Below are 22,515 nucleotides of genomic sequence, written 5' to 3' on the forward strand. Positions count from 1 at the left end.
GGCAGGATCCGTTGTCCCCACGGACAACGTCACCGCGCCGGGGCCGGTGCGGCCCCACGCCGTTTCCTAGGCTGGGTGGGCAATCCCCCTGCGGCCTTGTGGACCAACAAACCTGGGGCCTGTCCGGAGTTTCCCCGTGGGGGAAGGAGCGGCGTTCGGTGCGTGCGATCGGCGTGCCGGGCGAATGCCCTGGTAGCGGAGTTACTCGGGCGTTCGGCCGGTGCGGCGAGCGTGCCTGCCGGGCGTCGCGACGCCGCGGGGAAACTCCGGACAGGACCCGAAGGCCGTCCAAGGGCGGCACGGAACACCAAGAGCCCGCAGGAGACGGTCCGATGAGCACTGTGGTCGTGAAGCGCTCACCGCGTGTGCCCGCTCCGGAGGCTCCGGAGGGCCGGATCGAACTGGCCGAGCCACCGGTCCTCGGCGAGCCCGCGACCGCGGACTTCACCTCCGTGCTGGTGTACCTGCCGATGGCACTGGGCATGGGCGCCATGGTCATGATGTTCACCGTCGGTACCAGTTCGCCGTCCACGTACATGATGTCGGGGATGATGGGCGTCGCCATGATGAGCATGGGGCTCGGTCAGGTCGGCCGACGCGGCGCCGAGCGCAAACGCCGGATGCGTGCCGAACGCCGCGACTACCTGCGCTACCTCGCCCAGTTGCGTCAGCAGGTCCGGCGGGCCGCGGCCGAGCAGCGGGCCGCGGCGTACTGGGACAACCTGCGCCCGCAGGACCTGTGGGCGCTCGCGTCAGGGCCGCGGCTGTGGGAGCGCAGGGCGAGCCACGACGACTTCGCGGCGGTGCGTATCGGCCTGGGCACGCGCCGCGCCAACCTGGTGCTGGTACCGCCGGAGACCAGGCCGGTGGAGGACCTCGAACCGCTCTCCGCGATCTCGCTGCGCCGGTTCACCAAGGCGTACCAGTCGGTCAGGCACCTTCCGCTGCCGGTCCCGCTGCGCCGCTTCACCAGCGTGGAGTTCGCCGGCGAGGGAGGTGCGGCGCTTGCCCTGCTGCGGGCCATGATCGCCCAGCTGGCGGTGCTGCACTCGCCGGACGAGCTGCGCATCGCGCTGCTCACCGACGCGGTGGGCCGTACCGAGTGGGACTGGCTGAAGTGGCTGCCGCACAACGCCCACCCCCGCGAGGAGGACGCCGCGGGACCGCTGCGGCTCGCCGCCGACGACCACGAGGCGCTGCTGGACCTGCTCGGCCCCGAGATGACCGACCGCCCCGACCACGAGCCCGACGCCACACCGCGGGCGGGGGAGCCGTTCGTGGTCGTGCTGGCGTACCGGGTGCACATCCCGGAGACCTCCCGGCTGCTCGGTGCGGGTCTTCGTAACGTGGTGCTGCTGGACGCCACCGGCGCGATGACGGGCGGACCGCAGGTGCTGCGGCTGAACGTGCGCGACGGCGAGGTGGAGTACCCGGCGGGCGAGACCGTGGTGACCGCGGAGGCCGACGGGCTCACGATCCCGGAGGCCGAGGCCCTGGCGCGCGTTCTTGCCCCGATGCGCACCAGCGGCGGCCTCGACTTCGTCGAACAGCCCCTGGAGACCGACTTCGACCTCAGCGCACTGCTGGGCATCCGTGATCCGCGCTCCTTCGACGTGGCCGCCCTGTGGCGGACCCGTACCCCCCAGAGCGCCCGGCTGCGCGTGCCCATCGGCATCACCGAGGACAACGAGGTGCTGGAGCTCGACCTCAAGGAGTCCGCGCAGGCCGGCATGGGCCCGCACGGGCTGCTGATCGGCGCGACCGGCTCCGGCAAGAGCGAACTGGTGCGCACCCTGGTCATCGGCCTGGCGGCGACCCACTCCTCGGACGTGCTGAACTTCGTGCTGGTGGACTTCAAGGGCGGCGCGACGTTCCTGAACATGGACCGCCTGCCGCACACCTCCGCGGTCATCACCAACCTGGCCGACGAGCTGCACCTGGTCGACCGGATGCGCGACTCGCTGAACGGCGAGATGATGCGCCGTCAGGAGCTCTTGCGGGAGAGCGGCTACTCGTCGCTGTACGAGTACGAGAAGGCCAGGCTCGGCGGTGCCGCGCTCAGCCCGCTGCCGTCACTGGTGATCGTGGTCGACGAGTTCTCCGAACTGCTGGCGAACAAGCCGGAGTTCGTGGAGCTGTTCGTCAGCATCGGACGCCTGGGCCGCTCCCTCGGCGTACACCTGTTGCTCGCCTCGCAGCGTCTGGACGAAGGCCGTATCCACCGCGTCGAGGGCCACCTGTCGTACCGCATCGCGCTGCGGACGTTCTCCTCCATGGAGTCCCGCAGCGTGATCGGCGTGGGCAGCGCCCACGAGCTTCCCTCGGCGCCCGGCAACGGCTATCTGAAGGTCGACACCACCAACCTGGCCCGCTTCAAGGCCGCCTACGTCTCCGGGATCTGCCCGGTGTCCGCCACCGCCGCCCTGCCCGCCGAGCTGGTGCGGGGCGCAGAGGAGGTGGTCGCCTTCGGCATGGAGCAGCGCGCGCCCCACTTGGCGGGCGCCCTGGCCGCCGCCGAGGAACACCTCGCGCAGCAGCCGGAGCCCCGTTCGGTCGAGCCCGCCTCGGACGACGAGGAGAGTCTGCTCGAAGTCCTGGTCAACCGGCTGGAAGGGGCAGGTCCGCCGGCCCGTCAGGTATGGCTGCCGCCGCTGGACTCCTCACCCAGCCTCGACCAGCTGCTGCCCGGCATCGTCCCGGACGCGCAGCGCGGCATGAGCGCGAACGACTACCCCGCGCTCGGCGGACTGCGGGTACCGCTGGGCATGGTCGACCGGCCCTTCGAGCAGCTGAGGGAGCTGCTGGTCGCCGACCTGTCGGGCGCCGACGGCCACCTGGCGATCGCCGGGGCGCCGCAGACCGGCAAGTCCACCATGCTGCGCACGCTGATGCTCTCCCTGGCCCTCACCCACACCCCCGTGGAGGTGCAGTTCTACTGCCTGGACTTCGGCGGCGGCGGTCTGCAGTCCACCGCGGGACTGCCCCACGTCGGATCCATCGCCACCCGCATGGAACGCGACCGGGTGCAGCGGACCGTCGAGGAGCTCACCCAGCTGCTCGAGGCACGCGAGCAGCGCTTCACCCGTTTCGGCCTCGAGTCCATGACCGCCTATCGTGAGCTGCGCCATCGCGGCGAGATCGACGACCCGTACGGTGACGTGTTCCTCGTCGTCGACAACTGGTCCACACTCAGGCAGGACTTCGAGGAGCTCGAGCCGCGCATCACCGATCTCGCGGCCCGCGGACTGTCCTTCGGACTGCACGTGGTCGCGTCCGCGGTGCGCTGGTCGGAGCTGCGGCCCCGGACCCGTGACCTGTTCGGCACCAAGTTCGAACTACGGCTCGGCGACACCGTGGAGTCCGAGGTCGGCTCGAAGCTCGCCGCGAGCGTCCCCCACCAACCGGGCCGCGGCCTGACCAAGTCGGCCAACCACTTCCTGTGCGCCCTGCCACGGCTGGACAGTTCGCCGAAGACCGACAACCTCACCGCCGCGACCAAGGCCGCCGTGGCCGAGATCGACACCTTCTGGACCGGCCGCCCGGCCCCCGGGGTGCGCCTGCTGCCCGCCAGGCTGCCTCTCGACAAACTGCCGGCCCCCGACGGCGACCTGCGGGTCTGCATCGGCTGGGACGAGCAGCGGCTCGCGCCGGTGTGGCACGACTTCAACGCCACCCCCCATCTGATGGTGTTCGGCGACAGCGAGACCGGCAAGACCAACGTGCTGCGCCTGGCGATCAACGCCATCACGCGCCGCTACCCGCCAGAGGAGGCCCGCATCCTCCTCGCCGACACCCGTCGGGCCCTGCTGGGCGACGTGCCGGAGGAGTACCGCGTCGGGTTCGCGGTGGACGGCGAGGCGCTCAGCCAACTCGCGGGCAGCGCCGCGGTGTCGGTCGGCAAGCGTGTTCCCGGCCCCGACATCGCGCCGGAACGCCTTCCGCGACGCGACTGGTGGACCGGGCCCAGGCTCTTCGTCCTCATCGACGACTACGACCTGTACTCCGCCGCCCCCGGCTCCGGCTCCCCCCTCAACGCCCTGGCACCGATGCTGGCCCACTCGGTGAACATCGGTATGCACATGGTGATCTCCCGCTCCACCTCCGGTGCCTCCCGCGCCATGATGGACCCGGTCCTGCGCCGCATCTGGGAGCTCGGCAGCCCGGCCCTACTGCACTCCTACCCCAAGGAGGAGGGCAAGTTCATCGGCGAGGCCAGGCCACGGACCCTGCCACCCGGGCGCGCGCAACTCGTCACCCGGCGTGGTGTGCGGCTGATGCAGGTCGGTTACGCCGGACCGTGACGGCCCGACAGGACACCCGCCCACGGCGCCGCACTCCACGCCCCTCAGGAGCACCATGACAACCCCCGTATCCGCTCCCCGCACCCCCGGGGCGGTGAGCACCGAGGTCTGCCGGCTGACCATCGCCGGACCGGCCGGCCGTGCCGATCTGGCCGTCCCCGTCACCACCCGTGTCTCGGCCCTGCTGTCGGTGCTGATGCGCCACATCCCCACCGATCCGGCCCGCCCGGCCGGCGCCTGGGTACTGCAGCGTCTCGGCGAGGCACCGCTGGGCCTGGACGCCACACCGCAGAGCGCGGGCCTGTACCACGGCGACGTGCTGTACCTGCGGCCCGCCGACGACCCCATGCCCGAGCTGGAGTTCGACGACGCCGCCGACGGCGTCGCGCACGCCGTCGGCTCCGAGCTCGACCGCTGGCGTCCCGAGCTGACCCGCAGGCTGTTCCTGGCCCTCGCCTGCCTCGTGCTGGCGGCCCTCGCCGCGGCCGTCCCCTGGGCCGGGCACGGGTCTTCGGTGCCGGTGCTCTACGGCGTCGCCACCGTGGTCCTCGGTGCCGGCTGCGCCCTGGACCAGCGGCGTCCCGCCGACCGCGCGACGGGGCTGATCACCGGGATCGGCGCCTGTGTGTTCGCCGGACTGACCGGGCTGAGCGCCGTGCACGGCACCGCGGGACTGCTGTCTCCCCGGCACACCGACGTCGTGCTGGGAGCGGGCGCCGCGGTCCTGGTCTCCGCCGCCGTGCTGTCGATCCCGAGGCTTCCGCTGGCGGCGACGGGCACGACGCTGCTCACCGCGGCCCTGGCGGCCGTCACCGGATGCCTGGCCGCCTCCTCCGGCTGGAACGCCGCCCACAGCACCAGTACGGTGGCGGTCGTCTTCTTCCTCTTCGGCCACCTCGCGCCGCGGGCGGCGCTGCGCCTCGCCCGCATCCGTGTCCCGCAACTGCCGCGCAACGCCGAGGAACTCCAGGAGGACATCGACCCCCTGCCGGAGCACCTGCTCACGCGGCGCGCCGCGACCGCCGACGCCATCCTCACCGTGGTCAGCGTCTCCAACGGGCTGCTGTGCTCCACCGCGTTCGTCCTGCTCGCCGGGGAACGTGGCTGGATCGGCTGGTTGTTCCCGCTGGTCTTCTCCGGCGCATTGCTGCTGCGCTCGAAGAGCCTGCAGGCGCCCTGGCAGCGGATCCCGGAGGCCTTCGGCGGAGTCCTGGGCCTGCTCACCGTGGTCCTGTCGTGGTCGGCGTCGGCCTCGTCCCTCGCAACCCGGTCCGCGCTGCTGCTCGGCCTGCTGGTCGCCGCCGTACTGCTGCTGGTCGGCGCGTGGCGGCTGCCCAGAGTCCGGCTGCTGCCGGTGTGGGGCCACACCGCCGACATCCTGGAGCTGCTGACCGCGCTGGCCCTGTTGCCGCTGCTGTTGCAACTCCTGCACACCTACGCGTACTTCCGCGTTCTGGTCAGCTGAGGAGACGACAGCGGTGCAAAGCCGACGCGACCACCTGCACGCCTACCAGTTCGCCACCGGCCGGCTGGCCTCGGCGCTGGTGTCCGGCGACCCCGGAACCGGTGAGGCCCCGATGCGCCGGTCCGGGCTCGGCGCCGCCTTCGGTGTCATGGCCGCGGCCCTGCTGGTCGTGGTCGCCGTCGTCTACGGACTGCTCAAGCCGGTCAACACGCACTCCTGGGCGCGAACCGGCGCCCTGATCGTGGAGAAGGAGACCGGCACCCGCTACCTCTACCTGCAGGGGCAGCTGCACCCCACGGCGAACTACTCCTCCGCGCTGCTCGCCCTCGGCGGCACCCCCAGCGTGCAGGACGTCTCGCGCGCCGACCTGGCGGACGTGCCCCGCTCCACGCCCATCGGCATCCCCGGCGCCCCCGACGACATCGCCCAGCCCTCGGCACTGCTGACCGGCGCGTGGACGGACTGTCTGCATCCCGGCTCCGGATCCGGTGAGGTACTGGACTTCGACCCGCGCTCCGCCCGGCCGATGCCGGCCAACGCCCGGGTCCTGGTGTCCGGTCCCGGCGGCACCGAGTACGTGCTGTGGCGGGCCACCAAGTACCCCGTCGGCGGCCGGACCGCGCTCCTGGCTCTCGGCCTCGACACCGAGGAGCCCGTCAAGGCCCCTTCGGCCTGGCTGGACGCCCTGTCCACCGGGACGGCCATCGCCCCCGAAGCGATCCCCGACGCCGGCAAGGGATCGCGGACCGTGGCGGGCAGCCCGGCGTACACCGGACAGTTGTTCCGTACGGTTGTCGGCGGCGACATCCACCACTACGTCCTCGAGAGCGACGGCATGGCTCCGCTCACCGCCACCGAGGCGGCGCTGATCGCCGCGGCGTCGGGCGGCCGGCAGCTGCGGCAGGTCTCTCCCGCGGACATCGCCGCCGTCCAGGCCTCCGCCGACGACTCCCTCCTGCACCGCATCCCCGACCTGCTGGCCGACACCGACGTCACCGCCGACGGCGGGGCGGCGCTGTGCCTGCTGCAGTCGGTGCACGGCTCCCGGCTGAGCACTTCCGTGGTGCGGGAGACCGGCAGGGCCACGGCCGCGGGTTCCGCGATCCTCCTGCCGCCGGAGCACGCGGTGCTGGCCACCCCTCCGAAGAACCCGTCGGACCTCCACACGCCCGACCCGTACCTGATCACCGACCGGGGGCTGAAGTACCAACTCGTCGGCCAGGCCGCGGATGCGCTCGGGTTCGGCAGCGTGACACCGAGAGTCCTGCCGCAGTCCACGCTGGACCAGATCGGCAGCGGCCCGCGGCTGAGCCGGGCCCAGGCCGCCCAGGCCGTTCCGGGGGCGAACTGAGATGGCCCGTCCGTCCGGGGAACGCCCCACCCTGCGCGCGGAGTTCGGGCACCGGCTGTCCGCGAGGCTGGCCCGCGCGGCCCTGCGCACCGGCGGCCCCGCGCTGGAGTCCAGGAACGTCGGAAACGCGCTGCTGGTCCACCCCCGCGGCTTCGTCGACAGCCGGGCCCTGAGGTTCACACAGCGCCTGGCCGCCGACCCCCACCACACGCTGGTCGTCCTCGACCTTCCCGCGAGCCCGCAGGACACGGTGTGGGAGACCGTCGCGCGGACACTGGACCGCAGGGGCCAGAGCTTCCGGCTGGTCCCCGGCCGCGGCACCCGGGACGACGTCAAACACGCCGCGCAGTGGCTCGCCGACCGGCTGGAGCGCATCGTGCTCGCCCCGGACGGCGCCGTGCTCCCCGCGGCCGGCGGCGCGCTGTTCGTCCCCGCCCACCACGGCCTGGGCTGGCTGCGCTACCGGCCCAACCTGCCGTCGGTGCCGGAGGCCCGGCGCTTTCCGAAGCCGCAGTGGGAGTCCTCCGTCCCCGACCAGCCGCGGCCGACCGGGGCGGGCGGCATGGTCGAGCCGCTGCCCGGCGGCGTGTGGATCCGGGGCACCTGGGAGGACGCGGCGGCCTCCGCTCACCGGCAGCAGCTGATGAACCTCCTGGCCGCGCGCCCCGACGTGCTCGGGGTGGCGATCGGCAGCCCGGGGACGTCCGCCCTGCCGATGGAGGAGATCGCCGCGTTCTGGCACACCCTTGCCCCCGACGTCCGGCGACGGGTGCGGTTCATCCCCTACGGCCCGGTGGCCGTACCCGAGGGGGAACCGCTCGGACAGGCTCTCGCCGACCTGCTGGACCAGCGGATCGCCGTGTGCGCCGGTATACCGGTCCCCGGCGCCGACAACGAGGTGCCGCAGGTGCGCACCCTCCAGCGCGACGGAACGCTCGGCTGGCGCCCGTACGCCGACGAGTTCGGGTTCACGCCGCGTTCGCGGAGCGGTGGCCGGGCCCTGGCACCCGTCCCTCTCAACACGCGGGCCCCGGTGGGGGCCCTCCCCGCCGTCGCGCCCGGTGTCTACGAGTACGCGCCCGATGTGGTCCTGGAGGTCGTACAGAGCGGTCTGTGGGTGCGCTCCCCGGCCGAGCCCCCTGACGGCAACGCGGTGCGTTCCTCGCCGGCCGACCCGGCCTACCCGGCTGTCCTGTACGACGGGACCGATCCGGTGGCGGCCGAACGCCTGCGGTTCACCGCCTACGAGTTGCTGCGCGGCCTCGACCCGTCGTTCGGCCGGCACAGCCGCGTCATGCCGTCCAGCGAGGCGGGCCGCCTTCCCGACGGGGGCCACCCGCTGCCCGTGGCCGGCGTGACGCGGAGCGGGTCGGCGTTCACCGCGGCCGGGTCGGTGAGCGGCCGCGGCCTGGGCGGCTCGTCGAACGGTCGGGAGTCCGCCCCGCTGCCATCGGTGGACGCGGCCACCTGGGCCGATCACCGTCCCGCGCCCGTGTCGGCGCCTGCGCCCGTGACCGTGCCGGCCCCGGAGTCCGGTTTCGCAGCCGGGCCCGAGTCCGCCCGGCCGGGGCAGCAGCCGTCTCTCGCGCCGAGGCCCGGCCCCCCGGACTCACAGCCGCGGACCGCGCAACCCAGGCGGGAGGTTTCCGTTCCCGACACCGAGCGGCCGGTGCCACCTCCCGTGGTGTCCGCACCCGAACGCGTGGCCACGAGCCGGGACACCAGCGCGCAGCCGTCCGTCCCGCCGAGCCCGGCGGTGCCACCGGTGTCGTCCGCCTCGCCGGTGCCGGTTGCTTCCGCCTCGCCGGTGCCGTCACCTGCCGTACCGCCGGTGCCGGCTGCTTCCGCACCACCGGTGCCGGCTGGCTCCGTGCCCCGGGGGCCGGCTGCTGCCGCGCCTCCGGTGCCACCAGCCCCCGAACCGACGGCGCCACCCGCCTCCGTGCCCTCGGCGCCGGCGGCTCCCGTGCCTCCGATGCCACCCACCCCCGTACCCCCGGGGCCGGCGGCTCCTTCCCCGGCCACGCGCCCTGAGCCGGCGCCGGGACCCGCGGTGCCGAACGAGCCGGTCGCCGTGGCCGCGCCGCCCGGCGCGCCCCGCATCCGCCTGGAGTCGCCCACGCCGCAGCCGGTGCGGCCGAACCCGCAGCCGCCCGCCAGGCCGGCGGACGTTACGCGGGACAGTGCCCAGGCCGACGGCGGTCCGGCCCCCGAACCGGCTGCCGTCCCGACGCCGGAGGGACCCACACCGAGGGCCGGCGACGCCGTCCAGACGCAGCCCAGACCGACAGCCGCCGCCAGCGTGGTGCCGCCACAGACGGGCGTCGACCGCGAACGGGACTGGGTGCGGCGCTCTCTCGGAGAGCGCTACGACACCGCGGCGGCCTTCGTCTCCCGGGTGCTGTCCGAGTCGCCGGGGCTGCACGGCGGGCCACGCAGTTCCGTGGCCGACGCTCTCACCGACCTGGCGGCGGTCCGCCTGTACCTGTCGGGAGCGACATCGGCGATCGATGTCGCCATCCGGGCCGGCACGACCGGACCGCACGTCCCGCTGGCCCGCTGCGCCGCCGGCGGGCTGCGCCGTCTGCCGTCGTACCGGGGCGCCGCCATGGTGCGTGCCACGCTCACCGCGGCGGAGCGCGGCTGGTACCAGGAGGGCAGGCTGGTGGCAGAGAACTCGTTCCTCATGGCTTTGTCGAGCGTGCGCCGCGGTATGCCGGGCAACACCGATGTCCTGCTGTGGTCGCTGACGGCGCGCCGGACCGCCCTGGTGGCGCCGGACTTGCCGGACCGGGTGCTGTTCGCGCCCGGCACCCGGTTCAAGGTGCTGCGCGTGCAGGGTGGTGACCGGCCTGCCGTCATGCTGCGTGAGCTGGCCGCCTCCGAGCTCGACGAGCACGGCCGCGCCGATGGCAGGCGCGTGCCGCTCGACGAGATTGCGCTGACCGGGCTCGAACAGTTCCGCGGCCTGTGGAAGGAGGCCGAGAACGGCCCCGAGGGGCAGGCGGGTGAGCCACTGTCCGAGGAGGACGCGGACGCGCTGTGCGCCGCTCCCGGGTTGCAGATCCCAACCGGTGGGCCAGGCGGGCGGCAGCCCGCACCTTCACCCGGTACCGTGCCACAGAAAGGGGCGAAGCCGTGAACCGGCAGGTCCTGCGCGTTTCCGCGACTCAGTCCGGCGCCTACCGCACCGTGTCCCAGGCGCTGGCGGCGGCCGGGGACGGTGCGTTGATCGCCATCGCGCCCGGCACCTACACCGAAGCGGTCACCCTCACGCGCGCGGTCACGCTGTCCGCCGACGGAGCTCCCGGAAGCGTGCGGCTCGAGTCACCGGTGGGCAGTACGGTCACCGTGGACGCCGAGGCGGTGCAGCTGTCCGGGCTCACCCTGTGCGGTTCCGACGCGAACGTGGCGGTCCTGGACGTCCGTCGCGGCCAGGCGGCACTCGACGGCTGCATCGTGGTCGGCAGCACGGCGTGGGCTGCGGTGATCGCCTGGCAGTCCGGCCAACTGGCCGTCCGCGACTGCGCGATGAGCAATCCCGGGGGAGCCGGGATAGTCGTCACCGCCGCCACCGCCAACACCGTCGAATGCACCAGCGTCACCGATCTGGGCTCCTCCGCCGTCGTCGTCGCCGAGAGCGGACGCCTCACGGTGCGCGGCTGCACGCTCGAGCGCATCCGCGGAAACGGCATGTGCGTCAACGGCCAAGGCGGCATTACGGTCGAGAACACCAAGGTGACGGCGAGCGAGAAGCCGGCGATCGTCGTGGAGCAGCAGGCCAGGGCGGAACTGACGGGCCTGACCGTCACCGCGTCCACCAGCCTCGACGCGTACCTGACCAGTACCGGACTGACCACGCTCACCGACTGCGCCCTGAGCCGATCGGGCGGACAGTCGGTGCACATCAGCGGCGGAGCGGGTCCACTGCTGCGCAACTGCACGATCGCCTCGGCCGCGACCAGCGCACTGCAGGTGACCGGCGGTTCCCGACCGCGCCTGGAGAACTGCGAGATCAACGGCACACCAGTTGCCGTCCTGGTCGAGGACAGCAGCCAGGCCGCGTTCCAGCGGCTGCGCGTCCAGGGCGCGGCGCGGACCGCCGTACAGCTCAGCGGCGGTGCCACCGCCACCTTCCAGGAACTGTCGGTCTCCGGTGGTTCCGCCGGGCTGCGGGTGACCGGCTCCGCCCGCGCCGAGGTGCGCGACAGCGACATCGACGCCGACCAGGGCACCGCTGTCGAGCTGAACGACGGTGCCACCGCCCGGTTGGAGGGCGTGCGGCTGCGTACCGCGGGCGACTGGTGCATCACGGCGTCCGGTGGAGCACGGGCCGAGGTGGAGTCGTCCGCCGTCGCGGACGCCGGCGTCCTCGTCGGCACCGACGGCGAGGTGGTGCTGCGGGACAGCGAACTGTCCGGAGCCCGCGGGGACGGGATACGGGTGCTCGGCGGCGGCACCGTCGCCGCGACCGGCTGCCGAGTGCACGACGCCAGGGGGCACGGCGTCAACGTGCAGGCATCCGGCCGGGCCGACCTCAGCGACTGCAGGATCACCGACAACATCGGCGACGGCATCCGCAGCAACTCCGAAGAGCCGGTCGGCGTCCAGCGCTGCGACCTCGCCGGCAACGGCGGCTCGGGCGTCAACCGGCTGCGCGGCGGGGAGGACGCCGACGAGCCGGTGCAGGCCGGCCTGCGGTCGCAGCGGCCCGGCGCGGACGCGCAACGCGCCCCGGCTCCCTCGGGCCGCGAGCGCCGCGTCGCGTCCGGCAACAGCACCGGGCCGCTCGCCGAACTCGACGCCCTCGTCGGACTGGAGAGCGTCAAACGCGAGGTCACCGGTCTGATCAACCTCAACAAGATGACGCAGCGGCGCGAGGAACTCGGCCTGTCCATGCCGCCGATGAGCCGCCATCTGGTCTTCGCCGGCCCGCCCGGCACCGGCAAGACCACCGTGGCCCGGCTCTACGGCGCCGTCCTCGCCGAACTCGGCATCCTCACCCAGGGCCACATCGTCGAGGTCTCCCGGTCCGGGCTGGTCGCCCAGATCATCGGCGGCACGGCGATCAAGACCACCGAGGTGTTCAACAAGGCGCTCGGCGGCGTGCTGTTCATCGACGAGGCGTACACCCTCACCAACCAGGCGCGAGGCAGCGGCCCCGACTTCGGCCAGGAGGCCGTCGAGACGCTGATGAAGCTGATGGAGGACCACCGCGACGAGATCGTCGTCATCGTCGCCGGATACTCCGAGCAGATGAACCAGTTCCTGGAGTCCAACCCGGGAATGGCCTCCCGCTTCGCGCGGACCGTCGAGTTCCCCAACTACGAGGTTCCCGAACTCGTCACCATCGTGCGCGGCCTGTGCGTCAAGCACTACTACGAGCTCGACGAATCCGCGGAAGACGCCCTCACCCGGTACTTCGAGAACATCCCCAAGGGGCCGACGTTCGGCAACGGCCGTGTCGCACGCTCGGTGTTCGAGACGATGATCAGCAACCAGGCGTCGCGGCTCGCCGGCGACCCGCCGCACGACACCGCCGCGCTCAACCGTCTTGAGGCGGTGGACATCGGGCCCGTCCCGCAGGCCGAGCGGGGCACCACTGCGGACGCCGAGCCGGAACCGCCCCGGCGTGCGCTCCCGCAGGCGCCGGCGGACCCGCCCCCCGCCATGCGCCGGCTGGCCGCGATGTGCGGCCTTCGCGACGTACGCGCCGCCCTGCTGAAGCGCACCAACGAACTGGTGGCATCATCCCGCGACGGCAAGCCTCCCGTCCCGGCCGCCAACGTCGTCCTGGCCGGCGAGCAGGGCAGCGGCCGGCGCGCGGTGTCCACGCTGTACGCGAAGTGCCTGGCGGAGACCGGGGTGCTGGCCAACGGTGTGGTGTACCGGGCCGGCCTCTCGCAGATCCCCACCCGCTGGGCCGAACAGGCGGGCGTCTACGCGGCCACGCTGTTCACCGAAGCCGAGGGCGGAGTACTCGAGTTGGAACTCGACGAGCCCTTCGCCACCCGGCCGGACCAGGAACGTTCCGCGGTGTGGGAAGCCGTGGCCACGGCGGCGGCTCGCGCACCGCGCACCGTACTCCTCCTCCGCGGCGCACACGCCCGGCTCAGCGAGGCACTGCGGGAACGCGACGACGTCGCCCGTTGCTTCGCGGAGTACCTGCACTTCCCCCCTTACACCGCGCAGGAGCTCGCCGACCTGGTCTCCCGCCGGCTCGGCGCGCGTGGTTTCGACGTCGACGAGGCCGCACAAGGGGCCCTTTCCGCCCGACTGGCCGAGCGGCCGCCCGCCGACGGAGCATGGGGCGCGCACCGGTTCGCCGACCGGCTCGCCGAGCGGGCACCGTCTCCCGTGCTCCGTCTGAGACAGGCTCCTGGCGCCGCCGCAGGGTCCGGATCCCCGACAGCACCGGACGCGCGGGCACAGGCGCGTGTAGCGGAAGGCAACGAATCGCACGCACCGTTCCTCGCCGGCACGGCGCCGGGCCAGGCTTGAACCACTGTCGGCCGCGAGTGAGGCGGCGGCATTCCATCCGTACGGAAAGGACGAGCGATGGCCAATCAGCAGACGCAGGTAGACATCGCGGGCATGAAGGCCGCGCATCCTGCCTTCGAGGGTGCGGTAGGCGAGGTCATGCGTGTGCACGACGGCATGAGCGAGCATCGGGACACCCTGGCGAGCAGCTGGCACGGAGACGCCGCCCAGGGGTTCACCGGGGCACTCGACGACTGGCTGGCCCACTGCAGGACCGTTCACCAGCAGCTCAAGCTCGTCACCGACAAGCTCGGGCACCACACGGGCGTCTACGAGGGGGTCCACTCCGACACCCTGGACCAGGCGCAGGCCCTGAAGCAGACCATGGCCGCCGGCCTGCCCGGATTCTGACCGGGACGCGGTAATTCGCGGCCCGTCCACCGGCCGTCCAGCCCAGCTCCGGAACACACCTCGTCGACGAAGGGAAGCACGTAATGACGACGTACTCGGTGAACTTCGAACACATGCAACACGTCGGAAACGAGATGGATTCCATCACCCGGCAGATCCATCAGACGCTCACCGACCTGGACACCCATGCCAGGCAGAGCCTCGCCAACTGGACGGCCGACTCCCAGGAGGCCTACCACCGCGCGAAGACCAAGTGGGACGCCGCGGCGGCGCACATGCACGAGCAGTCGCGCGCCGCCCGCTTGGCCCTGGGACAGATCCACGAGCACTACCACAACGGTGAGAGGACCGGCGTCAACATCTGGGACGGGAACTGACGTGGCTGCGGGAGGCGCGAACATCGTCAGCCCCCAGGCAAGCCCCCAGTCCAAGACGCCGCAGCAGTACAACGGGGGCACGTACACGGACGGCAGCACCGGCCAGATCGACCAGAGCACGTTGCCCACGGTCCCGAGAGTTCCCGGCAATTCGGCACAGGGCGCAGGCGGCCAGACCTCGGTGGACACTTCGTCTCTCAAGCAGTTCGCCGACAACATGGACACGTTGGCCGGAACGCTTGGCGTGGCCAGGACGCGCGTCGAGAACCTCCAGCCGGTCGCCTGCGGCACGTTCAACGAAGCGAAAACCCTGGCGCAGGCGGTGACGGGGGACAACGGGCTGCAGCAGAACTACAGCAAGTCGCTGCACCTTCTGCGGCAGGCCCTGATGGACACGGCCGACTCGATGAGGACGCTGGCCGGCAAGTACTCGTCGATCGAGGAGGTCAACCAGAAGGCGGGCAGCGACCTGCAACAGCTCATTCAGAAGGCGCAGAGCGACACCCAGGCGCTGGGACAGGGGCAACAGTCCCAGGGTGCGAACGGGAGCAGCTACTACTCCGGGCAGCAACAGAACCCGTAGGGATCATGACGGGCTGTGCTGTCCAGACCAGGCACAGCACAGAGCACACCACGGGCAGTGACTCCGGCAGCGCGTGGCCCGGTGAGACGTCACCGGGCCACGGCTCGTGGGCCGGACCTGCCGTTCCCCGGGCCCGCGAACACCCGAGGAAGACGTTACGGATCGAAGGCATCGGCGACTTCGGAAGCCGAACGGCACGACGAACAGCAGATGCCCCCAGCACGCGGGGCTCGACACAGGGGATGACGGCGCAACGTCCGTAAGACGGGCGGTGCGCCTTGCGAGCGTTGGGTGGACGGGAGCGCGCACAGCATGTCAAGCGGCAACGGCGGGAACGGCAACGGGAACGACGGAACCGGGAACAGCAACGGCGGAAGCGGGAGCGGCAGCGGCGGAAGCGGGGGTGGCAGCGGCGGAAGCGGGGGCGGCAGCGGCGACCCCGCCGGTGAGTACGGCGACTGGACCTGGAAGCAGGTGATGAAAGCCGTCGTCGGTGAGGACGCCGACAATCCTGGCCAGAACCAGCCCTCGAACCCGCAGACACTGCAGAACGCAGCCAACACCTTCTGGTACGTGGAGCAGGTACTTCAGGAGGTGGGTCAGAGTATCGCCGACCAGACCGAGGCGCTTGCGGGTCAGAACGGGCCGTGGCAGGGAGAGGCAGCCCAGGCCTTCAGCCAAGCGATGCAGGCGCTGTCCAAGGATGTCACCAACATGGCCGACGCCTTGTCCGGCGGCAAAACCGGCGACTACAACGTCCCACAGCAGTTGGCGAACAACGCACAGCACCTGTGGGAGGCGATAGCGAAGCTCCGGGACATTGACAACTGGTACGCCCGCCAGGCCCAGGAGATCAACCCGAACGCCGTCATGGATGACGGCCGGGTCATGGTGAGTAAGATCAAGGAAATCCCGGACATGATGGGCAAGGACATGCGTCAGGTGCTCATCGCGTTGGCGCGCCATTACAAGCTCAGCACGGACAATGTCGAGTTGCCGCCTCAGCCCACAAACCCGGCCGGCAACGGCTCCGGTCAGGATCAGGGTCAGGCGACGCCCCGTCAGGCCTACGGTCAGGATCAGGCGACGCCCCGTCAGACCTACGCCCAGGATCAGGGTCAGGGTCAGGCGACGCCCCGTCAGACCTACGCCCAGGATCAGGGGTACGGCCAAGGTCAGGGCTACAACCAGGGTCAGGGTCAGGCTGGTGGTGATGCTCTGGCTCCGAATCCGGATGCGCAGGTTGAGCAGGGTGTGCCTTCGGATGGTCCGTATGTGTCGGGTGAGGGGCAGTCGGGCGGGTCGGCGGTGGGTCAGACTGGTGGTGATGCTCTGGCTTCCAGTCCGAGGGCGCAGGTTGAGCAGGGTGTGCCTTCGGGTGGTCCCTATGCGGCGGCGGGGGGGCAGTCCACAAGTCAGGGCCAGGGTCAGACTGGTGATCTTGCTCCGGCTCCGCAGTCGTCGGTCGAGCAGGGTGTGCCTTCGGGTGGTCCCTATGCGGCGGCGGGGGGGCAGTCCACAAGTCAGGACCAGGGTCAGACTGGTGATCTTGCTCCGGCTCCGCAGTCGTCGGTCGAGCAGGGTGTGCCTTCGGGTGGTCCGTATGTGTCGGGTGAGGGGCAGTCGGGCGGGTCGGCTGTGGGTCAGACTGGTGGTGATGCTCTGGCTTCCACTCCGAGGGCGCAGGTTGAGCAGGGTGTGCCTTCGGGTGGTCCGTATGTGTCGGGTGAGGGGCAGACGGGCGGCCTGGCTGTGGGACAGACAGGTGGGCAGGGTCTTGAACAGCTCACCTATCCGAACAGCAGCCCCTATGGGTATGGGTCCTACGCTGCGGGACAGTCTTCCCCGGCCGGAAGCCAATACAGTGGCGAGACAAGTCGGAATGAGCTCACGCCGACGTACGCCAGCAGTCGGCCGAGGATGCTCTACCGCCAGGAGACGGCTCAGCCCACTGGCGAACAGCAGTTGAGCGCCCGCGTTCCCGCCAGGCCGAGGATGGTAGTGGAGGTGCCTGCGTCAGCGCGGATGGAGATGGCGCAGCAAGTGGTGCCCGCGTCGCCTCGTCTGGAGGCGGTGCAGCAAGTGGTGCCCGCGTCGCCTCGTCTGGAGGCGGTGCAGCAAGTGGTGCCCGCGTCTCCCCGGATGGAGATGGCGCAGCAAGTGGTGCCCGCGTCTCCCCGGGTGGAGGCGGTGCAGCAGGTGGTACCCGCGTCGCCCCGGGTGGAAGTTGCTCAACCGGAGGCGCTGCTGCCGCCGTTGAGGCCGGAGGAGCGGACGGTGCGTGAGGAGAACCAACCCGCGGGACTGCCTGGTTTCTGAGCAGTTGTCCCGTACGGCACGTGACATGTCACGTTCATAGGGTGTGCGGCGAACGGGAGCACGGACGGCATGGCAGACAGCAGCACGAACGGAAGCGGCGGCGGTGGGTCCACTGACTACCAGGACTGGACCTGGAAGCAGATCAAGAAGGCCGTCACCGGTAAGGATCCCGACCAGCCGGCGGACGATGCGTCCGCCTCGCAGCTGTCCAATCCGCAGTCGCTCCAGGACGCTGCGGACACCTTCTGGTATGTGGAGCAGGTGCTGCAGCAGGTCGCCCAGAACCTCGACGGTCAGACCCAGGCGTTGAGCGGGCCGAACGGGCCGTGGCAGGGGGAGGCGGCGCAGGCGTTCAATGCCGCCATGACGTCCCTGTCCAAGCAGGTGACCGACATGGCCAACACGCTCTCCGGCGGAATCACCGGTGACAACAACGTCCCGCAGCAACTGGCCAACAACGCGCAGCATCTGCGAGAGGCCATCTCGAAGCTCGACGACATCGACGTCTGGTATGCGAACCAGGCTCTGAAGATCGACCCGAGCCTGAAGATGTCGAACGGCCGGGTCGAAGTCCACAAGCTTCCGCAGGTCGTCAACATGATGACCAACGACATGCGGCAGGTGCTCACCACCCTGGCCGGCCACTACAAGGTCACTCAGGACTCCGTCGCCCAGCCGAACATGCCCAAGAACCCCACCAACGGCAACCCCTCCTCATACGACCCCAGCTACACGGGTCCCAACTCCTACAACGGTTATCCCCCTCCGAACTACAACGTCAACGACCCCTATTCCAACGACAACTCGAAGTACAACTCGCCGAACTACAACCCCAGCGACCCCTACTCCAGCAACAACTCGAAATACCAGGCGCCGAACTACCAATCCGGCGCACCGACCCCTTATGGCGGTGGCGGCACCCCCAGCTACAACGACCCCAGTCTCAACGCGAACGGGCCCAACGCCGGAGGAGGCATCCCCAGTTACAACTCCAACTCCCCGAACGACGTGGGCGGCCCGCAGCAGTCGGGGGCGAAGACCGATCCGAACGTCCAGCCCTACAACGCCCCGACGGACCCGTCGGGGGCGGGGAGCCTGGGCAGCACACCGGGGAACAGCCCGCTGGACCAGAACGCCGCCCAGTACCCCGGCGACACGTCGACAGGGCAGTCCGGTGCCGGCACCGGCACACTCAATCCCGCGATGGACGCGGCGCTCAACCCTGGCTCGTCCAACGGAGCCACGGACAACGCTGCTGCCGTCGCTCCGTACCCGAACGTGGGATCGACCGCTGACTCACCTGCGGGCTCGACGGCTGATCCCAAGCTGTCCCAGAAGAAGGCCTCCCCGTACTCCGGCGGCCTCAACCTGGACTCTCCGGGACTCGGCGACAGCGGGCAGAACAGTCCCGCGAACGCCGACGTCGCCGCGTATCCCGGCGGGAGCATGCCCAAGGTGGACACGTCCGGGACGTCGGCACCGGGCTCGCTCTCCGGTTCCCCCGACACGGGCCTGGGCTCCAACTCGCCCGCGCTCTCCAACTCCGCACTGGAGACCGGGGCGCCGGCACCGAGCGTGAGCGGGTATCCGGGTGGGTCGGCTCTTGGCGGAGACAGCATGCCGTACATGCCGATGGGCGGTATGGGTTCCGGTGGTGCGGGCGGTGGCGGATCGCAGGGATCTCCTTCCGGTGCGTCCGGGTTGCTGGGCGGGGACGCCGCGCCGTGGCGTGGGTCGCCCTCGTTGTCGGCTGCGCCGGGTGACGTGACCGGTGGTGCCGGCCAGGGGGGTCCCGGCCTCAGCCTGCCGCAGGACCAGCTGGCGGCGAACGGGGTGTCGCCTTCGCAGGCGAGTCCTGCCGAATCCGGTATGCCGATGATGCCGATGGGCGGCATGGGAGCCGGCGCAGGGAACGGCGAGCGGGAGCACCAGCGTTCCGACGCCTCCGGCCTGCTGTCCGGCACGTCCGAGCCATGGTCGGCCGCGGCGGTGGGAGGATCGGCCGAGATCGGCTCCCCGCAGGGCGCGCCGCATGAGGAGGGGCACCTGCAGCTACCCGACGCATATGGCCTGTCGGGTGACCTCTCCCCGGAGGGGTCGGCACAAGCGGCGCTGTCCGGCTCGCAGTCTTCCGCTTTCTCGGCGGAGGAGTTCGCCGCCGGAATACTGGAGGGGATGTCGTTCGCCGCGGCAGCGGGAGCCGCCGGGGCAGGCACGGGAGAGGGGACCGGAGGCAACGGCAACCACGCGCCGCAGGCCGCCACCTCGGCGTGGGGAGAACCGGAATGGGGCGTACCGGACTGGGGAACGGCCGAGTACCTCCTGCCGGCAGGACCGGCGGAAGGCGGGCAACAGCCGGCCCGGGGCGCCCGGAAGGCGGCCGAAGATCCCACGCTCGAGGAGCGGGCGGTGCCGCAGGCCGAGGAGGTCGCCGGGACTTCACCCGAGTCGGCTGAGCGCCGTGGTGAGTCGGGAACGCACGGGCACCACCAGGCGCCGCAACCTGCCTGGCAGGAGCCGGTCCACGAGGCACCGGCGGGGGACCCGGCCGCTGAGGCAGCGGTTCCCGAGGGCGCCGGGGCAGACGACGTGACGACGTGGGATTCGGCGCCGGGCTTGTTCCTTCCGCTGTTCGGCGTGCACCGGCCGGGCGCTGACGGTGATCAGGGCGCGTCGACCGAAGCGGACAGGCAGGGTGCCGCCGCCGTGACGACGGTCGCGGCCGGTGCGTTCGCGACAGCCCACGCGATCGGCGGTAACCGGGTCCCGGACGAACCGGTACGGCCCGCTTGGCGGCCCAAGGCGTCCGGCAGCGCGCTGGTGGAGCTGACGTGCGCGTTGGACGAACCGGAGGAGGAATCCGGTGCCCAGCAACCTGAGTCCGAGGACGCAGCGGTGGCCGCGGCCAAGGGCAACGGCAAGGGCAACGGCAAGGGGCGCGAGGACGAAGAGGAGGAGGTCCAGAGCAGTTTCGCCGACCTGTTGCGCCAGAGCGAGGACGCGTGGGGTGGGGGAGTCTTCGGCTGACGGCACGGTCAGCGCCTTCGGTCCTGTTGCCCAGGCAGGCAGACGCGGCTGTACGTGAGTCCATCGAGGGCCGTCCGGGCTTGGCCTGCGGGTGCCGCCTCGGCTTGACTCGGCTGTCCAGGCAGCGGCGCGACGTTGGGGAGAGCCAGGATGTCGTCACCGTACGACCAGCAGATCGAGGAGTTGCTGGCCGAGTACCGCGATGCGCGTGAGCAGGCGGTCGAGACTCGTCGCCGGATCAACGAGGTGCAGGCGACGGCGACCGCCCCGCGGCAGGTGGTGAAGATCACGGTGGGGGCTCAGGGCCAGGTGACGGCGTTGGAGTTCCCCACGGCCGCGTACCGGGACCTGCCGCCGAAGGAGCTGTCGAGAGTGATCATGGCAACGCTTGAGCAGGCGCGTGCACAGGCGATGGCGAACGTCTCCGAGGTGACGCTCGGTCGCCTGCTCGGCGGGGTGTCGCCGGCCGATCTGCTGCAGGGGCGTGTCGATCCACGCTCGCTGCTGCCGGAGGAGCTGGAACTGCCGGAGGTCGTACGGGCGTACGTGGAGCGCGGGCTTGGTATGGCGGAGGGAGACGGCGACCGTGGGTGAGCAGCAGCAGTCGTCGTGGAACGGAACGCTGCGCGTCGACACGGACCTGATGAGGCATGCGATCGGCAGGCTCCAGGGGCTCGCCGATCGGCTGAGGTCGGCGGGGGAGCAACTGCAGAGCACCAGCGAGTCGCTCAGCGGATGCGAGGGTGACGACAAGACGGGAAAGAAGTTCGACGGGCAGTACCAGGGGCCCCACCACGACGTGGTCACGGCCGCGTTGCAGGGCGGCTCGGTGCTGCAGGACTCGACGGGGCAGGTGGCCGACATGGTGAAGGCCTTCGAGGCGAGTGAAGAGAACGCGGCTGCCACCGGTAACGCGCTGAGGTCGCAGGTGAATCCCGGTTGAGCTCCTCGCCCGTGACGCACCAAGCGGTGGTCCGGCTGGTGTGAAGGACCCGGCAGGAGACAGTGGGGCAGGCCACAGCAGGCCTCTTGGGCCCGTGGGCAGCGCACCGCCCCGTGCGGTCGGACCGATAACTGGCAGGAGTGGACGGTGGAAGAGATGAGCAGCGCGTCGGAGAACCAGGCGCCGCCGCGGGCGCAGGTCCCAGCGGCAGGGGAGGCGGAGCCCGGCACCGAGGAGGCCGCTTCGCGGGACGAGGGGGCCGGTGACGAGATGCCGCCCGTTCCCGACCACATCCGCGAGGCGGCTCGGCAGGCACCCGACCACTGGTTCGGGATGATCGACCCCACCTGGTCGGGGGACGGGGTGCCGCCGGAGTGGGCCATGGTGGGTCAGTGGCGCTCCGACCTGGACGGCGAGATCGTGGAGTGGCGGGACAACGAGGACTACCGTCCTTCGCCGGCCGCGCTCGGATGGCCGGAGCCGACCGACCCGGTGGACGCGGCGGTGCAGCTCGCGGCTACGGGTTACGGCCCTGCGGAGGACGTGACACGCGCTCTGGCCAAGGCCGAGGTCGCGGTGTTCGTGGCGCCGGGCGGTGGGCTGCTGGCCGCGGTGGCGCCGGACGACGAGTCGCCCATCGTGCCCGTCTTCACCTCGCCGGAGTACCTGCACGCCGCCGGCCGCCTGTCCTTCCGCTCCCTCATGGTCCCGGAGTTGCTCGATCAGCTCCCCGAGGGCCATCTGATCTACCTGAACGCCTCGGGTCCGGTCAGCATGACGGTCGAGTCGGACGTGCTGCGCGAGGCGGTGGAGGCCGCTTCGGACGGCGACGGGGAGGACAGCTGGCTGGGTGACCTGGACGACATACTGCCCGCCGCGGAGCCGGCAGGCGGCAGCGTCGGTGTCACCGATGTTCCGGCCGGCGACGCCATCTGACGCCGCGCCGCCGCACCACCGTGAGCTGCGGCGCGGGCCTGCGTCGGTGCGCACGGGCGGGCAGACCCAGGTGTACGCGAGGCCGTGATCAGCCGGTAGGGGTTGGAGTTCCGGCAGCCGGGCGGTTGAGTTGAGTCCCTCTTGATGCCAACACACGTACTGCCGCTTGGACGGATGACATGGCGTGGGTCCACGCGACCTCCGACGGCCTGCTGACGGTGCTCGGTCGGCGGGCGGCCCCGGGCTCGGCTCGCGACCGCGCACCGGTGCACGGTCGGCCTCGGCCATGTGACATGTCGACGGGTGGTGCCGCGTGAGCATC

General features: G+C 71.3%; 13 protein-coding genes. All 13 read left to right on the top strand.

Annotated elements, in window-relative coordinates:
• The first annotated feature begins 332 nt into the window (after positions 1 to 332).
• The 13 genes from eccCa (at position 333) to ACIRVK_RS31980 (ending at position 22,193) form a co-directional block, all read left to right on the top strand.
• A complete protein-coding gene (gene eccCa / locus ACIRVK_RS31920) occupies positions 333 to 4,301 on the top strand; it encodes a type VII secretion protein EccCa (protein ID WP_404253220.1) in 3,969 nt (1,322 codons plus the stop codon).
• A 55-nt stretch (positions 4,302 to 4,356) separates the two neighbouring features.
• Positions 4,357 to 5,766: a type VII secretion integral membrane protein EccD gene (gene eccD / locus ACIRVK_RS31925; protein ID WP_404253222.1), complete on the top strand. Its 1,410-nt coding sequence runs from the start codon at positions 4,357 to 4,359 to the stop codon at positions 5,764 to 5,766.
• 13 nt (positions 5,767 to 5,779) lie between these two features.
• Positions 5,780 to 7,117, top strand: a complete 1,338-nt coding sequence (gene eccB, locus ACIRVK_RS31930) for a type VII secretion protein EccB (protein WP_404253224.1) — start codon at positions 5,780 to 5,782, stop codon at positions 7,115 to 7,117.
• A gap of 1 nt (position 7,118) precedes the next feature.
• Positions 7,119 to 10,259, top strand: coding sequence for a hypothetical protein (locus ACIRVK_RS31935; RefSeq protein ID WP_404253226.1), 3,141 nt, complete (start codon positions 7,119 to 7,121; stop codon positions 10,257 to 10,259).
• A complete protein-coding gene (locus ACIRVK_RS31940) occupies positions 10,256 to 13,618 on the top strand; it encodes a right-handed parallel beta-helix repeat-containing protein (RefSeq protein WP_404253228.1) in 3,363 nt (1,120 codons plus the stop codon). Before ACIRVK_RS31935 ends, ACIRVK_RS31940 begins: the two co-directional genes overlap by 4 nt.
• A 57-nt stretch (positions 13,619 to 13,675) precedes the next feature.
• The gene (locus ACIRVK_RS31945; protein WP_404253230.1) at positions 13,676 to 14,008 is read left to right on the top strand and encodes a WXG100 family type VII secretion target; all 333 of its coding nucleotides are present in this window, start codon (positions 13,676 to 13,678) and stop codon (positions 14,006 to 14,008) included.
• 83 nt (positions 14,009 to 14,091) lie between these two features.
• Positions 14,092 to 14,385, top strand: coding sequence for a WXG100 family type VII secretion target (locus tag ACIRVK_RS31950; protein ID WP_404253232.1), 294 nt, complete (start codon positions 14,092 to 14,094; stop codon positions 14,383 to 14,385).
• Position 14,386: 1 nt separating this feature from the next.
• Positions 14,387 to 14,968, top strand: a complete 582-nt coding sequence (locus ACIRVK_RS31955; RefSeq protein WP_404253234.1) for a hypothetical protein — start codon at positions 14,387 to 14,389, stop codon at positions 14,966 to 14,968.
• Between the two features lie 312 nt (positions 14,969 to 15,280).
• Entirely contained in the window at positions 15,281 to 17,287 is a 2,007-nt protein-coding gene (locus tag ACIRVK_RS31960; RefSeq protein WP_404253236.1) for a hypothetical protein, read from the top strand.
• A 69-nt stretch (positions 17,288 to 17,356) separates the two neighbouring features.
• Positions 17,357 to 20,314, top strand: coding sequence for a hypothetical protein (locus ACIRVK_RS31965; protein WP_404253238.1), 2,958 nt, complete (start codon positions 17,357 to 17,359; stop codon positions 20,312 to 20,314).
• 150 nt (positions 20,315 to 20,464) lie between these two features.
• The gene (locus tag ACIRVK_RS31970) at positions 20,465 to 20,908 is read left to right on the top strand and encodes a YbaB/EbfC family nucleoid-associated protein (RefSeq protein ID WP_404253240.1); all 444 of its coding nucleotides are present in this window, start codon (positions 20,465 to 20,467) and stop codon (positions 20,906 to 20,908) included.
• Positions 20,901 to 21,257, top strand: a complete 357-nt coding sequence (locus ACIRVK_RS31975; RefSeq protein WP_404253242.1) for a hypothetical protein — start codon at positions 20,901 to 20,903, stop codon at positions 21,255 to 21,257. The genes ACIRVK_RS31970 and ACIRVK_RS31975 overlap by 8 nt, the downstream gene beginning before the upstream one ends.
• 156 nt (positions 21,258 to 21,413) lie before the next feature.
• Complete coding sequence (locus ACIRVK_RS31980; protein WP_404253244.1) at positions 21,414 to 22,193, top strand: type VII secretion system-associated protein; 780 nt, start codon at positions 21,414 to 21,416, stop codon at positions 22,191 to 22,193.
• Positions 22,194 to 22,515: the final 322 nt, after the last annotated feature.

Origin of the sequence: Streptomyces sp. NPDC101152 (assembly GCF_044768275.1) — a bacterium.
GTDB lineage: Bacteria > Actinomycetota > Actinomycetes > Streptomycetales > Streptomycetaceae > Streptomyces.

Coding starts and splice junctions, on each gene's coding strand:
- eccCa (WP_404253220.1), top strand. CDS start 333: ATGAGCACTGTGGTCGTGAAGCGCTCACCGCGTGTGCCCGCTCCGGAG.
- eccD (WP_404253222.1), top strand. CDS start 4,357: ATGACAACCCCCGTATCCGCTCCCCGCACCCCCGGGGCGGTGAGCACC.
- ACIRVK_RS31935 (WP_404253226.1), top strand. CDS start 7,119: ATGGCCCGTCCGTCCGGGGAACGCCCCACCCTGCGCGCGGAGTTCGGG.
- ACIRVK_RS31945 (WP_404253230.1), top strand. CDS start 13,676: ATGGCCAATCAGCAGACGCAGGTAGACATCGCGGGCATGAAGGCCGCG.
- ACIRVK_RS31950 (WP_404253232.1), top strand. CDS start 14,092: ATGACGACGTACTCGGTGAACTTCGAACACATGCAACACGTCGGAAAC.
- ACIRVK_RS31960 (WP_404253236.1), top strand. CDS start 15,281: ATGTCAAGCGGCAACGGCGGGAACGGCAACGGGAACGACGGAACCGGG.
- ACIRVK_RS31965 (WP_404253238.1), top strand. CDS start 17,357: ATGGCAGACAGCAGCACGAACGGAAGCGGCGGCGGTGGGTCCACTGAC.
- ACIRVK_RS31970 (WP_404253240.1), top strand. CDS start 20,465: ATGTCGTCACCGTACGACCAGCAGATCGAGGAGTTGCTGGCCGAGTAC.
- ACIRVK_RS31980 (WP_404253244.1), top strand. CDS start 21,414: ATGAGCAGCGCGTCGGAGAACCAGGCGCCGCCGCGGGCGCAGGTCCCA.